Source organism: Rheinheimera sp. (genome assembly GCF_030824435.1).
Lineage (GTDB): Bacteria > Pseudomonadota > Gammaproteobacteria > Enterobacterales > Alteromonadaceae > Pararheinheimera.
This window is the reverse complement of sequence record NZ_JAVBXS010000013.1, coordinates 93,319-108,318: the sequence shown is the minus strand read 5'-3', so window position 1 is coordinate 108,318 and position 15,000 is coordinate 93,319. Positions and strand designations below refer to the sequence as shown.

The window sequence follows — 15,000 nt, the reverse complement described above, 5'->3', positions numbered from 1 at the left end:
TTTTTTGTCAAAACACAACGCCGCTTTAGCGGCGTTGTTGTTTTAATAGTTTTTTCAGTTGTTTAACCTTGTTTTTGACATTTTTTTCCAGGCTGACATCACCGGCAAACACCAGTTGCTGGTAGTCATCAGCCAGCTGCTGTGTCAGTTGTTGGCTGGCGGCCGTATTCCCGCTAAGGCTGAGAATATATTGCAATACCGTTTGTTGTGGTGTTTTGGCGCCAACAGCAGCCAGTTCGGCAATCAGCCAGGCCGACACAGAGCGGGGCGCTCTTGTCAGGCGCAAAAAAGCCAGCCAGCTGATGGCCAAGGCACCAAGCAACAGCAATAACACTTTGCTGTAATGCCACCAGTTCAGGGCCGCAAGCTGTTGTATACGCGATTTCACACTGCTTAACAGCGACTGTTGTTGTTCAGAGTCAAAACCAAGCACCCAGCGTGACCAGTAATAATCCAGGTCTTCCAGCTGTTGCAGCCATTGTTTGGCAAAACCGGCTCTGCTTAGCCAATTGCCTTGTAATCGTAATAACTCAGTGGCCGACAACAAGTCTTCAAGACTGGAAAAAAGCCGCTCAGGTGCCACTTCCAGTGTAGGGTCAAACTTATGCCAGGCGCCATTATGGCGGTACTCCACCCAGGCATGGGCGGCACGCTGGCTGACTTCCAGATAATTCTGACCATCACGCCATTCTCCCCCCAGATAACCCGCCACAATACGGGCTGGCACCTTGGCGGCACGTAATAAAAAGGTGGTGGTTTGGGCATAATGGCTGCAAAAACCTGTTTTGCTTTGCCACAAAAACATATCAATCTGGTCACCGGACAATGCCGGTGGCGTCAGGCTGTAACGAAAACCACCTTCGCGTAAATACCGGCCTATGGCCAATACCAGCTGGTCCGGCTGTGGATATTGTTTTGCCAGTTCAGCGGCCAGTGCCCGGCTTTTTGGGTTGCCCTCTGGCAGTTGCAGATTGCTATCCTGATTGAGCGGCAAGTCTGGCACCGGTGCTAACACACTCTGAATTTGAAAACTGGCACGTTGTGACAGCAATGTGCGGCTGCTTAGCAAGGCGTCGGTGTCTGCACGCTGCGGATAAATAAGCCGCACAGGCACGCCAAGGCTGTATAAATGACGCTGCTGATGGGGTTCGGCAATAATTTTGTAACTGAGCCTGTTGGCTGGCGAATATTTCATCCGGCTAAAGTCGGCTTGTTCGTCGTTGTGACGGCGTCGCCAGCTGGCGCCATCAAAAGTGTCGTAAATGCGTGCACGCCAATACAACTCATCGGCTCTGGGTTTGCGGCTGTGAAACTCGACCCTGAATGCCAGCTGATCGGTTTCCACCAGCCGTTCAATACTGCCCGGATTCAGTTCTTCACCAAGGCCTGTCATGGCACTTTTGCTGTCAGGCAAAGCCCAGAGCGGCGCAATACGCGGGAACAATAAAAACAACACCAGCCAGAATGGGACAAACAACAAGGCAATTTTTAAGCTGGTTTTTAGCGGAAAATGGCTGCCGGGCGCGGCAAAAGCCAGATAATGTGTCTGCAGTTGTAACAACAACAACAAAAATACCAGCAGCGCCATGCCCAACGACTGATGCAGGATAAAACAGCAGGCAAATAAAAAATACTGCACCCATAACAGCTGCTGTATATCGGCCTGATCGGCATGGCGAAAGCCCAATAATCGCAAGATGGCTGCCAGCAACAACAGGTGGATCATCAGGTGTAATACCCCAAGATCGCGGGCAAACAGCAAAAGTGCCGCCACTATCACCAGAGCCAGCAGATTCGATAACCTCAGGCTCCAGACCGGTCGCCCCAACAACAACTGCGGCAATTTCGCCAGCAGCAATAACGAAAAAATGGCCAGACTCCAGAAATTAAAGGCGGGCGACAACAAAGCAAGCAGCAATGTCTGCAGCAGCCATAAACGCCAGAGCACGACGGTTTGGGTTGGCGGAGCCAGGCTGGATGTCGGGCTGCTTAACATAAACTCAGCGCCTCCAGACAACGTTGACGATGCAGCTCTTGTGCATTCACGCCCTGCTGAGCATCGGTGCCGGTCAGGTTGTGCTCTGCAGTTAAGATCTGGTTGCCAATCTGCAGGCTATAAGGCAAATGACGGTTACTCAGGTGCAAAATTTGTGCTGTGATATGGCACAACGCCTGTTCAAGCGCTGCACCTGATAACGAAGGAACGACCAGTTGATGCAGTTCAGTTGCTTGTTGATTAAATACCTTAACCACAGGCTGAGTGGGCTGACGGGCCAATCTTTTCCAGTCGATACGCTGTAGCGCGTCACCCGGCTGGTAAGGGCTCAGATGTGACCACTGTAACTCGCCATCACCGGCCGGCAGATTCTGTTGGCTGGTACTGGTCAGCGGTTGTGGATAAACCCAGTAGTGTTGTTTTAATGCCGGATAACACCAGCAACGTACCAGACCAAAAGGATAAATACTCTGAATTTTAAATCGTGGCAGTTGGTAATAACCACGGCGGGAGCTGTCTACCTGCAACATGACCTCAGTGGGCAAGGTCCAGAACAACTGATGTTTGCCGTTGAGGCTGAACTCCAGTAACTGCCGCTGTTGTTGCTGTTCAAGCAGGATGCTGACCGTTAACTGATCGCCGGCAAAAGCAGCTTTGGCTGCAGTGTGATGCAATACCAGTCCGTGCAGATTCCCAAACGCCAGCATAATGCATAACAGCAGCAAAGCTATTAACAAAAAACTGAGCAATAAAATAAGGTTGTTTTGATAATTGCTGCCCAATAAATACAAAATGGCCGCAAGCGCAAACAACGCCATGCCATAACGGGTCGGTAGTACATATAAAATGTGTTGCCGCAGTTTTAATTGTTCTGCAGCAGGCTGGCGCCGTTCCAGCCAGGCCCAGATCTTTGCTCTGATAAACTGTGTCAGGCGTTTTACACCTGGCATGGCGTTTCCTGCAACAACAGCGCACTCAGATTTGACTGATGCTGCTGTTGTCTGGGTTGTAATCTGTGTTCAGCCACTGCACTAAACACGGCCTGCACATCTTCAGTGGTAACAAAATGGCGTTGTTGTAAAAATGCATAAGCTTTGGCCGCCCTGACCAGTCCCCGTGCAGCCCGCGGAGACAAAGGTAACATATCGCTGCGGTGCCGGCTTTGTTGCACTAAATCCAGAATATAACCAAGCACCGCGTCGGTCGCTGTCAGCTGTGGGATCTGTTGTTGCAACGCACGTAGCCTTTCGGTGCTCAGCAGTGCCGGCAGTTGTTGTTGCTGACGGTTCTGCTGGTCTTGCTGTAACAGTTGCAGCTCTGCAGAGCGATCAGGAAAACCCAGTGTTAACCGCATCAAAAAACGGTCCAGTTGCGATTCCGGCAAGGCATTGGTGCCACTGTGAAACAACGGATTTTGTGTTGCAATCACAAAAAAAGGCGCTGGCAAAGGCCGGGTTTCGCCATCAATAGAAACCTGCTGCTCTTCCATGGCTTCTAATAACGCACTTTGGGTTTTTGGACTGGCTCTGTTGATTTCATCGGCCAGCAGCACCTGACTGAACACAGGACCTGGCTGAAAATTAAATTGCTGCGAACGGGCATCAAAAATACTAAAACCGGTCAGATCAGCCGGCAGCAGGTCACTGGTAAATTGCACCCGCCGGTAACTTAAGCCCAGACTTTGTGCCAGCGCATGTGCCAGGGTGGTTTTTCCCATGCCGGGCAAATCTTCCAGTAATAAATGACCCTGCGCCAACAGGCAGGTCAGTGCCAGCCTGATCTGCGGCGCTTTGCCGAGGATCACTTGATTCAGTTGCAATTCTACTTGTTGAATATCTGTATGCACTGCTTTGTCCTTGCGCTGAATAACATGTCGCTTCAGGCGAAAATGGAGCTTTGGCAAATAGTTGCAAAGTTCGTATACTGCCGCAAGCGCTATTTTGGGAATGTTTTTGTGATGAAAATACTTTTTGTCTGCCTGGGTAATATTTGCCGATCCCCAACTGCCCATGCCATTTTCCGCCAGTTGGCCGCCGACAATAATTTTGTCTGTGAGGTGGAGTCTGCGGGCACCAGCGCCAGCCATAAAGGGGCGCCGCCCGATCCACGCAGTATCAAAGCTGCCGTTGATGTCAGTTTTAAAGGCATTTATTCAAGACCGGTGCAAAATGATGATTTTGGTTATTACGATCTCATTTTAGCTATGGATCTTGAAAACATGGCCGCGTTAAAACGTCGTTGTCCGGCGGAACATCAACATAAACTAAAACTATTGATGAGCTATCACGCTGAGTTTGCCAATCAACCTGAAGTGCCGGATCCTTATTATGGTGGAACACGGGGTTTTGAACTGGTGCGCCAGCTGATAGAACAAGCCTGCGAACAATTGCTGGCTGAGCTACAACAAAGGCGCTGAAGGCGCTTTTGTTGTTTTTTTACTTCATCCCACCGGTTGCCTCTGAGCTTATTGCTGCATTTTTGCGCTACAGACGGCTAAATTCTAGGTTATAACAAATTAGCGATTGAAATTGTCCGGTAATAAATTTACTTTGTCCTTGGATTAATAGCCAAAGTGAATCAAAAACCCATTTCATAACCTTAATAGGACATACAACGTGAATACCTGGACGCCTCAAAGTTGGCGAGCATTTCCCATCCAACAACAACCCCATTACGATGATCCGGCGCTTTTGGCGACTGTGGAGCAGCAGCTGCACTCTTTTCCGCCTTTGGTGTTTGCGCAGGAAACCCGTGATCTCTTTAGTCAGTTAGGCCAGGTAGCTGAAGGTAACGCCTTTTTGCTGCAAGGGGGCGATTGCGCGGAAAGCTTTAGTAACTTTAATGCACCAAAAATTCGCGATACCTTTAAAGTGTTATTGCAAATGGCCGTGGTGATGACTTTTGCCGGCGGTTGCCCTGTGGTCAAAGTGGCGCGGATGGCAGGTCAATACGCCAAACCCCGTTCAAGCGATCTGGAAAGCATCGACGGCATCAGCCTGCCAAGTTACCGTGGTGATATCGTCAACAGTTTTGAATTTACTGAAGCTGCCCGTAAACCGGATCCAAACCGGTTATTAACGGCTTATCATCATTCTGCCGCCACCTTAAATTTATTACGTGCTTTTGCTCAGGGGGGCCTGGCCGATTTACATCAGGTCAGCCGCTGGAATATGGGTTTTGTCGAAAGTAACCCACTCAAAGGCCGTTATCAGGATATTGCCCAACGTATTCAGGAAGCGTTGCGCTTTATGGAAATTTGTGGCATCAGCGCACAAAATTCACCTTCTATCCGAGAAACCACTTTGTATACCTCGCATGAAGCATTGCTGCTCAATTACGAAGAAGCGTTAACCCGCCGTGATTCGTTAACTGGTCTTTGGTACGACTGTTCTGCCCATATGGTGTGGATTGGCGAACGGACCCGTCAGCTGGATCACGCGCATATCGAGTTTTTCCGTGGCATTCATAACCCTATTGGTGTCAAGGTTGGCCCAGGTATGGATGAGCTGGACCTGATCCGGCTGATTGACCAACTGAACCCTGACAATATCCCCGGACGTCTGACGCTGATCACCCGGATGGGCGCTGACAAACTGGCCGATAAACTGCCGGCTTTGGTGCGCCGGGTGCAACGCGAAGGCCGCAAAGTGGTCTGGAGTTCAGATCCAATGCACGGCAATACAGTCAAAGCCAGCAATGACTACAAAACCCGTGATTTTGAAGCCATATTGCGTGAAATCCGTAACTTCTTTGCGGTACATCAGGCTGAAGGCAGCCATGCCGGTGGTATTCACCTGGAAATGACAGGTGAACATGTCACCGAATGTACCGGTGGTGCTTATGGGTTGTCTGAAAACGACTTAAGCCAAAGGTATTTCACTCAGTGCGACCCAAGGTTAAATGCCGATCAGGTACTGGAATTAGCCTTTTTAATCGCTGATACTCTGCAAAGTGTCCGCAAGTAAGTACAGCCCTTATGCCGTCAAAATCCGGCCTTGAAATCCAGTCACAATACCGCAGTGCTGCAATTCACAGCACTGTTGGTATTGTTGGTGCCGGCAGCATAGGTTGTTTTTTAGGCGCTATTCTGGCGCAGGATAAAAGCCTTTCGGTGCAGTTTTTTGGCCGGGAAGCGCTTGGACTGGAGCTTGCCGCTTATGGTTTGTCGGCTGCCTTCCCTGGCGGTAACGCCAGCGCCATAGCACCGGCCTTTTATACTTCGATGGTCAGTCTGATTGACTGTGATGTTATTTTGCTGACCGTCAAAGCCACCAGCCTGCCACATTTAATTCCGCAGCTGAAAAAGTTTATCCGCCCCGACGTGCCTGTGATTGCGCTGCAAAACGGCATTGGGGTAGACACTATGTTAAGTGCCAGCCTGAACAACCCTGTGTATAGAGCTGTGGTGCCTTTTAATGTGGTTAAAACCGGCCCTGGCCATTTTCAGCAAACAAGCGCTGGCCAGTTACTCTGGCCGCAGAGCAATGACAACAGGTTGAGTTATCTGGCCGCTATTTTTCGCCAGCATGGTTCAGGTGTGCAGTTATGTGCCGATATGCGCGCTGTTGAATACGGTAAGTTGTTGTTAAACCTAAATAACGCGCTGAATGCATTAAGTGGTTTGCCGCTTAAACAACAGCTATTGCAGCAGGATATCCGTCTGGTACTGGCCGCAGCCATGCAAGAGTGGTTGATGGTATGCAAAACTTTGCAAATAAAACCACAGGCCATGACTGCATTGCCAAATGAGCTGTTGCCCTGGTTATTACGTTTACCAACCTGGTTGTTCAGAGTGCTGGCGCGGCAAATGTTGTTGATTGACGAAGCGGCCCGTTCTTCGATGTGGGATGATATTCAGGCCGGCAGGCGCACTGAAGTGATGTATTTAAATGGTGCTGTGGTGCGTCTTGGCATTGAAACCGGCGTGCCAACACCGGTAAACAGCGCCATAGTTGAACTGGTGAAACATCTGGAGCAGGGGGAAGCCATTCACCTCAGCCCACAACAATTGCGCCAGCAACTTTTAGCTTCAGCCTGAAGTTGAGTTGCCATTTGTTACGGCAAAAACCTCCAGCCAGTCTGCTTTCATATCCACCAGCTGCCAGCCGTGATCTGCAGCAGCCTTGAGCGTTTTATCTCCGGGGCTGTAGGCATACTCCCTGATGTCATCAGTGTGATGCACCAGCATACATAACGAGGTTTTGGCCTGGCCTGCCCAGCGCAACATGGCAATATCGCCACTGCTGTTACCAAAGGCGGCCACAGGGTGACGGTCGATATGGCTTTCAATACAAAGCACTTTGCCTTTGCCATTATCCAAAAACCAGGGCACAGGTTTTAGTTCAACCACCAGCTTGCCGTCTTTTTCAGCAACTCTGGTCATGAGCTGACTGCCAAGCGCCTGCTCAGGGCCTATACCATAAGCCTGCTCTGAAAAAGCCCGGATAAAATAACAGCTGCCACCCGACACCAGATAATTGCGAAAGCCGTTTTCGCGAAAAAGCGCTAACACCTCCAGCATCGGCTGATACACCAGTTGTGGATAAGGGCGGTTAAATTTTGGATGTGTTGCTTTATTCAGCCATTGTTGTACCCAAACTTTATATTCATCGGTACTGACACCATCCAGCCATTCCCGCAATAACCAACGGGCATCAGACAACACTTTCTCCATCAAAACTGCCAGATAATGCCGCACAAAACCCAAAATTGTGCCACAACGCGGTTTTTGCCGTATTTCATCGTGTTGCATTAAATCTTTAATAAAAGTGATTTCAGTGACATGAGGTTTTTCCACCCATAGAGTGCCGTCATGGTCAAAGGTGGCAATTCTGTCCGCGGGGGCAACATAACAAGGAGAATCTGGATCAGTCACCTTATCAATAAAAGCCAAAATGGCATCACGGCGCGGGCCATGTCGCCATGAAGGTAAACGTGAGTCAAGAGATGACATCAAACTATCCTTGTGTTTGTTCTTATTGCAGTACAAGTTGCAGTTGATTTTATTAATATTTTTGCCGTTTCAGGCCGGTTTCCGCCATGATTTTTGCCGAAATTTCCTCAATCGACAAGGTGGTGGAATTTAAATATGGAATACGTTCTCTTTTATACAGATTTTCCACTTCGCCAAGTTCCAGTTTGCACTGGCGCAATGACGAATAACGGCTGTTTGGCCGGCGCTGCTCGCGGATTTGTGATAACCGCTCGGGTGTAATAGTTAAACCAAAAAGTTTGCTTTTATGTTGTTGCAACACTTTGGGCAAGCTCAGGTGGTCCATATCTTCTTCCACAAAAGGATAATTGGCCGCTTTAATGCCGTATTGCAGCGCCAGATACAAACTTGTTGGGGTTTTGCCGGAGCGGCTGACACCCACCAGAATAATATCGGCTTTGGCATAATCTTTTAAATTAGAGCCATCGTCGTTGGCCAGCGCATAGTTCACAGCGTCAATCCGAAAATCATAGGTTTTTTCATGAATGCTATGAGTACGGTGGGTTTTTGGCATGGCCTGAATGCCCAACTCTTTTTGCATTGGCTCCACAAAAGCATTCAGAAAGTCATAACAAACACCTTCAGAGCTGTTGATAATGGCGCGCAGGCCTTCATCAACAAAAGTTAAAAACACCAAAGGACGCACACCGGTAGTTTTATAACGATCGTTAATGCGTTGTTTGGTCTGTAATGCTTTGTCGGCAGTTTCAACAAATGGGATGGTGACATGGTCAAATTCTGCTGGAAATAGAGAGAGTAAGGCGTGGCCGAATACTTCGGAGGTAATACCTGTTCCGTCAGAGATATAAAAGGCTGTGCGCACGCTGGAGTCCCCATTGTTGTTATAAAATTACATTGAAAATTAAGGTTTTATTTAAGCCGTCTGGCAGTGTAGAATCTTTTTGCTTATGTAGCGAGCCTCGTAAGCTTACCTAACCTGCAACAAAAATTGGAGACATACTGTGCAAGAATTCGTTGTTTGGTATCAGGACTTGGGCATGCACGATGTTCCTCGGGTCGGCGGCAAAAATGCCTCTTTGGGTGAGATGATCAGTAACCTGGCCAATGCCGGTGTACAAGTACCAGGCGGATTCGCCACAACAGCAGAAGCTTTTAATCAGTTTCTGGAACAAAGTGGTGTCAATGAGCGGATTTATCAGTTGCTCGATAAAACTGATGTCGACAATGTAACTGAACTTGCCAAAGCCGGCGCTCAGATCCGGCAATGGGTGATTGAAACCCCATTCCAAAGCGAATTTGAACAAGCCATCCGCACTGCTTATGCCGAACTTTGTGCCGGCTTCGAAAACGACGCTTCATTTGCTGTCCGCTCTTCTGCCACTGCTGAAGATATGCCGGATGCCTCCTTTGCAGGGCAACAGGAAACTTTCTTAAACGTGCGTGGTTATGATGCGGTGATTGAAGCCATCAAACACGTATTTGCCTCGTTATTTAACGACCGCGCTATTTCTTACCGTGTGCATCAGGGTTACGACCACCGTGGTGTGGCGTTGTCTGCCGGTATCCAGCGCATGGTTCGTTCAGACTGCGCTTCTTCTGGTGTGATGTTTTCTATCGACACTGAATCTGGTTTTGAAGACGTGGTTTTTGTTACTTCTTCTTACGGTCTGGGCGAAATGGTGGTGCAGGGCGCAGTGAACCCTGACGAATTTTACGTGCATAAACCAACAGTGACTGCCGGTCGTCCGGCCGTGGTGCGCCGCACTTTAGGCTCAAAGCTGGTGCAGATGGTGTATTCCTCTGAACAGGGTCATGGCAAACAGGTCAAAATTGAAGATATTCCGCAGGCGAAAAGCCGGCAGTTTTCTTTAACCGATGCCGAAGTGGAAGAATTAGCCCGCCAGGCCATCACCATCGAAAAACACTATGGCCGCGCCATGGATATCGAATGGGCCAAAGATGGTATCGACGGCAAACTTTATATAGTACAAGCCCGCCCGGAAACTGTACGTTCACGCGAAGACAGTAACTCGATGGAGCGTTACCAGCTCGAAGGCAGCGCGCCAGTTGTGGTTGAAGGCCGAGCCATTGGTCACAAAATTGGTTCCGGTACTGCCAAGGTGCTGGCCAGCATCGCCGATATGGACCAGATTCAGCCAGGTGATGTGCTTATCACCGACATGACAGACCCCGACTGGGAACCTATCATGAAACGCGCTTCAGCCATTGTCACCAACCGCGGCGGCCGTACTTGTCACGCCGCTATTATTGCGCGTGAGCTCGGTATTCCGGCAGTGGTGGGTTGTGGTGATGCCACAGCAAAGGTTAAAACCGGTCAGCAAGTGACAGTTTCTTGTGCCGAAGGCGACACCGGTTTTGTTTACGACGGTATTTTGCCATTTAACGTAGTGACGTCGCGTGTAGACCAGATGCCGCCACTGAAAATGAAAATCATGATGAACGTCGGTAATCCGGAGCGCGCTTTTAGCTTTGCCAAGTTGCCACATGCCGGTATTGGTCTGGCGCGGCTGGAGTTTATTATCAACCGTGGTATTGGCGTGCACCCCAAGGCACTCTTGAATTACGATGTGCAACCTGCGGATGTCAAAGCCACTATTGACGAGATGATGGCCGGTTACGCTTCACCTGTTGAATATTATGTTGGCAAACTGACCGAAGGTATTTCAACGCTGGCCGCTGCGTTTTCGCCTGAGCGTGTCATCGTTCGGATGTCCGATTTTAAATCAAACGAATACGCCAACTTAGTCGGTGGTCAGCAGTACGAACCACACGAAGAAAACCCGATGATTGGTTTCCGTGGTGCTTCACGTTATATCTCTGAAGACTTCCGCGATTGTTTTGCGCTTGAGTGTGAAGCGTTAAAACGGGTGCGTAACGACATGGGTTTTACCAATGTCGAAATTATGATCCCCTTTGTGCGTACTTTAGAAGAAGCAGCAGCGGTTATCGACTTACTGGCAGAACAAGGTTTAAAACGCGGCGAAAATGGCCTGAAAGTCATTATGATGTGTGAATTGCCAAGTAACTGTTTGTTAGCCGATGAGTTCCTCGAATATTTCGACGGATTCTCTATTGGTTCTAACGACTTAACTCAGCTGACTCTGGGTCTGGATCGTGACTCTGGCTTAATCGCGCATTTGTTTGATGAACGCAATCCGGCCATTAAAAAGCTGTTGTCGATGGCCATTTCTACCGCCAAAGCCAAAGGCAAATATGTCGGTATTTGTGGTCAGGGCCCTTCAGATCACGAAGATTTTGCCGCCTGGCTGATGGAGCAAGGCATTGATTCAGTGTCGTTGAACCCTGATACTGTGCTGGAAACCTGGTTATATCTGGCGAAAAAATACGGCGGTTAATCTAACTGCCTGAAAAAAGCCAACCTCACCTTAGGGTTCAGGTTGGCTTTTTTATTACTGGCCTGTAATTGCGGGCCTGTATTGCCGGTGTGAAAGAACTTTTGTTTGATAACGCTGGTTGAATAGCAATAAATCAGGTTTTATAACTTTTATCTTTCAGAACCCAGACAGACTTTTTTATGTTAACAATCATTTTATTAGGTGCCAGCGGTCAGCTGGGGCAGGCATTACAACAAGATTTAACCGCCCTTGGCACTGTGCTGACACCCACAAGGCAAGAGCTGGATTTAACCGACTTAGCGGCTGTTAAAGCCTGGTTTGCGCAGCAGCAGGTGGATGTAATCATCAACGCTGCCGCCATGACAGATGTGGATGGCGCCGAGCGCAACGGCGCGCTTTGTGAAGCTTTAAACCATCAGCTACCTGCAGCGCTTGGTGCTATTGCCAAAGAAAAACACAGCTGGTTATGCCATTTTTCTACCGACTATGTATTTAACGGCAAAAAAGCCGCAGCTTATGTTGAAACAGACGAAACAGCGCCGTTACAACAATATGGTCGCAGTAAAGTGGCCGGCGAAGAAGCCATAGTTGCATCCGGCTGCCGCCATCTGATTTTTCGCACCAGCTGGTTGTACAGCAGCACAGGCCGTAATTTTTTAACGACGATGTTGTCGCTGGCGCCGGAGCGGCAAGAGCCGTTTTTAGTGGTGGACGATCAGACAGGGGCGCCAACCAGCGCCATTGACCTCGCCGACGCTGTTGTCAGCATTTTTAGTAAAATTTTTGCCATGTCACAAGAAGAAGCCCGTGCCGTCAGCGGTATTTATCATCTGACAGCAGCCGGCGAATGCAGCTGGTATGAATTTGCCACTACCATTTTTCATTATGCGGTGGACGAAGATTTACTCGAGCAGCAACCTGAAGTCTTGCCAACCGACAGTCAAAGCCTGAACAGAGCGGCCAAAAGACCCGCCAATTCAAGGCTCTGTAACGACAAAGTCAACACAACATTTGGCATCAGTATGAGTCCATGGCAACAACAGCTGACGGAGTGTTTACAGCTGATAAAAAAACATACAGAAACTGGTAAATAATCAATATCTTAAGTAAGCTAGACCAGTCTAATTTTTCAACGGAGTGTCAAATGAACAGCAGCGACAGCACACCAATGCAACAGCAACAAATTGGTCGTGCCCAGGGCGCGCTGGTGGCCTTATTGGCAGCTGATGCTTTGGGGGTGCAGGCGGAGTTTTTAAGCAAAGACGAGCGCAACCGCCTTGGTGCTGCGACTTTGTTGACACTCAGTGAAGGTCCCTGGCATACCTTAGCCGGTCAACCGACTGAAGAAGGTGAGCTGGTGTTGTTGTTATGCCGGATGTTGGCATTTTGCCGTTGTTACCAACAAGCGGACGCCGCTTCAGCTTATCAATATTGGTTACAAAGCCAGCCTTTTGCGATTTCTGCTTCTTTGCAACAGGCGCTGACTGTTGGCGCTTCTGAGCAGGATTTTGGCCTGGCAGCACTTGGCCGGCAGTTGCCCATTGCCATGATGGGCGTGCACTTTTCGTTGCCACAAATAGCAGCCTGGGCTATGGCCGACACAGCCCTTACCCAAGCTGCCATTGTATGTCAGCAAATCAGTGCGCTTTACGCCATGCTGCTGGCCAAAGCCATAGACACAGGTGCAGACGCTGAAACTTTGTATCAGGATTTACAGCAGTGGGCGCGGGATTTAAAAGTAGAATTTTCGCTGCGTCAGACCATAGAACAAGCGCTTTTTATGCCACCTGCCAATTATGAAAACCCGGCTATGCCTGCACTTTGTGCTTTTCACAATGCTATTTGGCAGCTGCTGTATGCAAAATCTGTGGGGGAGGCGATAGTCGACACTGTGCGTCAGGGCGGCGATACCGGCAGTAATGCGCTGATAGCTGCGGCATTAGTGGGCGCAGTGCAAGGTATAGATAAAATTGACCCGGACTGGCTGCACACTATAACCCAGTGTAAACCGCAGGAAGGGGTAACAGGGGTTGACCAGCCAAGGCCAGAAGTTATGTGGCCTGTTGATGCGCTGGAGCTTGCTAAACAGCTGATTTTATTAACACCAGCTGAGCTGGTTTAATTTTTCTGACACACTTAAAAACAAAAAACCGTGATTTATTCACGGTTTTTTTGTCTGCATATTTTTCTATGTTTGCATCTGTGCTCGCATCTGCGCTCTACAACCAGGTCCTGCAGCACCAGCTTAAATCATCCACCAGCCACACAGCAGATACGCGATAAAACTCGCCACAGCACACAACACGGCATAAGGCATTTGAGTGCGCACATGCTCAAGTAAATCACTGCCAGCCGCCACTGAGCTCACAGCTGTGGTATCAGAAATAGGCGAGCAGTGGTCGCCAAAGACACCACCTCCCAAAATAGCCGCCAGCACCAGGGCTGGTGGTAAATTCAGCTCCAGCACCAAAGGCATGCCAATAGGAATAAGAATGGCAAAAGTGCCCCAGGAAGTGCCTGTGGTAAAGGAAATTAACGCACCGGCTAAAAACATCATGGCCGGAATTAAAAACAGCGGCATTGAACTTGCCACTAAACCGGCAATAAAAGTACCAGTGCCCAAAGTTTTTAAACTGGCGCCAAGCGCAATGGCCAATAACAAAATAGTGGTTAAAGACAACAGCTCACTCATGCCTTTATAACCAATATCCACCAACTGCTGATGGCTGAATTTGTTGTCAAAACGCAGCAGGGCATAAGCGACTAAACAGGCAAGGGCAGTGGCGTACAACACAGATTTTGAGCCAGAGCCTGCTGCCAAATCGCCTTGACCTGTCCAGTACATAAAACCGACCATAGAAACAATCATGGTTAATAGCGGCAGCAGCATGTAACGGGCTTTGCCTTCAATGACATCCTGCTCAGCCACAAGATCAGTGGTGGCACTGTGCAAACTTTGCTGGCGCTGCCAGGCGGTTTTCATCGGGCCAAAATGACGGCCGGTGATAATAGTAAAAAGCACCAGCGCTAAGGTAAAAAGCGGGTAGAAGTTAAAAGCAATGGTTTGCATCAAAATGGACACCGGGTTTTCCGGTAGCTGATAACTACCAAGCAAACCCAGCACATAAGCGCCCCAACCATTGAGTAAAATCAGAATACAAATGGGCGCGCTGGTGCTGTCGATAATATAAGCAAGTTCGGCTCTGCTGATTTTAAATTTATCAAACAAACCGCGGGACAAAATACCGGCTGTGAGTACCGACAAATTGGACTCGATAAAAATCACCACACCGGTAAAAAACGCCAACAACTTACTTTGCCGGGCGTTTTTGGCAATACCACGCGCCACTAAACGCACCACCAGCGCGTTTACACCGCCGGAGTAACGCATATAAGCCATTAAGGCACCGACCAACAGCGCAAACAATAACAAACGGGCATTGCCGGGGTCAGACATCACTTTGATCAGGGCTTCAAAGGTATTCAGGCCACCCAAAGCCGCTGCGCCCAACAAAGACTCACCTTGTTGGCTTAATAACAACAATTCGGCGCAAAATAACGACACCAACAGCGCCACTATCACTTCTTTTTTCCAAAGCACCACAATCAAAGCCACCAGCGCGGGCAGCAGCGTTAGCCAATCAGACAAAATGCACCTCTTTGTTGTTATTTAT

12 protein-coding genes are annotated in these 15,000 nt (G+C 49.0%); 6 read left to right on the top strand and 6 right to left on the bottom strand.

The annotated features are described in order from the left end of the window. Window positions 1-25 precede the first annotated feature (25 nt). The 3 genes from RCH83_RS01805 to RCH83_RS01795 are packed head-to-tail and all read right to left on the bottom strand — an operon-like array spanning window position 26 to window position 3,842. Window positions 26-1,996: a DUF3488 and transglutaminase-like domain-containing protein gene (locus RCH83_RS01805; RefSeq protein WP_306518451.1), complete on the bottom strand. Its 1,971-nt coding sequence runs from the start codon at window positions 1,994-1,996 to the stop codon at window positions 26-28. Beyond that, window positions 1,990-2,946: a DUF58 domain-containing protein gene (locus RCH83_RS01800; protein WP_306518449.1), complete on the bottom strand. Its 957-nt coding sequence runs from the start codon at window positions 2,944-2,946 to the stop codon at window positions 1,990-1,992. Before RCH83_RS01800 ends, RCH83_RS01805 begins: the two co-directional genes overlap by 7 nt. Next, complete coding sequence (locus RCH83_RS01795) at window positions 2,934-3,842, bottom strand: MoxR family ATPase (protein WP_306518447.1); 909 nt, start codon at window positions 3,840-3,842, stop codon at window positions 2,934-2,936. The genes RCH83_RS01800 and RCH83_RS01795 overlap by 13 nt, the downstream gene beginning before the upstream one ends. Before the next feature lie 111 nt (window positions 3,843-3,953). Here RCH83_RS01795 and RCH83_RS01790 point away from each other — a divergent pair, with 111 nt between their 5' ends. The 3 genes from RCH83_RS01790 (at window position 3,954) to RCH83_RS01780 (ending at window position 7,034) form a co-directional block, all read left to right on the top strand. Then, window positions 3,954-4,412, top strand: coding sequence for a low molecular weight protein-tyrosine-phosphatase (locus tag RCH83_RS01790; protein WP_306518445.1), 459 nt, complete (start codon window positions 3,954-3,956; stop codon window positions 4,410-4,412). A gap of 199 nt (window positions 4,413-4,611) precedes the next feature. Next, the gene (locus RCH83_RS01785; RefSeq protein ID WP_306518443.1) at window positions 4,612-5,961 is read left to right on the top strand and encodes a class II 3-deoxy-7-phosphoheptulonate synthase; all 1,350 of its coding nucleotides are present in this window, start codon (window positions 4,612-4,614) and stop codon (window positions 5,959-5,961) included. A gap of 11 nt (window positions 5,962-5,972) precedes the next feature. Then, the gene (locus RCH83_RS01780) at window positions 5,973-7,034 is read left to right on the top strand and encodes a 2-dehydropantoate 2-reductase (RefSeq protein WP_306518441.1); all 1,062 of its coding nucleotides are present in this window, start codon (window positions 5,973-5,975) and stop codon (window positions 7,032-7,034) included. Here the strand turns inward: RCH83_RS01780 and RCH83_RS01775 are convergent. Beyond that, a complete protein-coding gene (locus tag RCH83_RS01775; protein WP_306518440.1) occupies window positions 7,026-7,949 on the bottom strand; it encodes an HAD family phosphatase in 924 nt (307 codons plus the stop codon). The two genes, RCH83_RS01780 and RCH83_RS01775, sit on opposite strands and share 9 nt — an antisense overlap. Before the next feature lie 52 nt (window positions 7,950-8,001). Continuing rightward, window positions 8,002-8,811, bottom strand: a complete 810-nt coding sequence (locus RCH83_RS01770) for a pyruvate, water dikinase regulatory protein (protein ID WP_306518438.1) — start codon at window positions 8,809-8,811, stop codon at window positions 8,002-8,004. 139 nt (window positions 8,812-8,950) lie between these two features. Here RCH83_RS01770 and ppsA point away from each other — a divergent pair, with 139 nt between their 5' ends. The 3 genes from ppsA (at window position 8,951) to RCH83_RS01755 (ending at window position 13,448) form a co-directional block, all read left to right on the top strand. Next, window positions 8,951-11,326, top strand: a complete 2,376-nt coding sequence (gene ppsA / locus RCH83_RS01765) for a phosphoenolpyruvate synthase (RefSeq protein ID WP_306518436.1) — start codon at window positions 8,951-8,953, stop codon at window positions 11,324-11,326. A 179-nt stretch (window positions 11,327-11,505) separates the two neighbouring features. Continuing rightward, on the top strand, window positions 11,506-12,420 hold the full coding sequence (gene rfbD / locus RCH83_RS01760; protein ID WP_306518434.1) for a dTDP-4-dehydrorhamnose reductase: 915 nt from the start codon (window positions 11,506-11,508) through the stop codon (window positions 12,418-12,420). A gap of 50 nt (window positions 12,421-12,470) precedes the next feature. Beyond that, complete coding sequence (locus RCH83_RS01755; RefSeq protein ID WP_306518432.1) at window positions 12,471-13,448, top strand: ADP-ribosylglycohydrolase family protein; 978 nt, start codon at window positions 12,471-12,473, stop codon at window positions 13,446-13,448. A gap of 123 nt (window positions 13,449-13,571) precedes the next feature. On the opposite strand, the gene RCH83_RS01750 is transcribed toward RCH83_RS01755, so the two are convergent. After that, window positions 13,572-14,975: a Na+/H+ antiporter NhaC family protein gene (locus RCH83_RS01750; RefSeq protein ID WP_306518430.1), complete on the bottom strand. Its 1,404-nt coding sequence runs from the start codon at window positions 14,973-14,975 to the stop codon at window positions 13,572-13,574. Between the last annotated feature and the right edge of the window lie 25 nt (window positions 14,976-15,000).

Bases quoted from the DNA above. Each gene is read 5' to 3' on its own strand.
- RCH83_RS01805 (WP_306518451.1), bottom strand. From the start codon at position 1,996: ATGTTAAGCAGCCCGACATCCAGCCTGGCTCCGCCAACCCAAACCGTC.
- rfbD (WP_306518434.1), top strand. From the start codon at position 11,506: ATGTTAACAATCATTTTATTAGGTGCCAGCGGTCAGCTGGGGCAGGCA.
- RCH83_RS01775 (WP_306518440.1), bottom strand. From the start codon at position 7,949: ATGTCATCTCTTGACTCACGTTTACCTTCATGGCGACATGGCCCGCGC.
- RCH83_RS01800 (WP_306518449.1), bottom strand. From the start codon at position 2,946: ATGCCAGGTGTAAAACGCCTGACACAGTTTATCAGAGCAAAGATCTGG.
- RCH83_RS01780 (WP_306518441.1), top strand. From the start codon at position 5,973: ATGCCGTCAAAATCCGGCCTTGAAATCCAGTCACAATACCGCAGTGCT.
- RCH83_RS01790 (WP_306518445.1), top strand. From the start codon at position 3,954: ATGAAAATACTTTTTGTCTGCCTGGGTAATATTTGCCGATCCCCAACT.
- RCH83_RS01755 (WP_306518432.1), top strand. From the start codon at position 12,471: ATGAACAGCAGCGACAGCACACCAATGCAACAGCAACAAATTGGTCGT.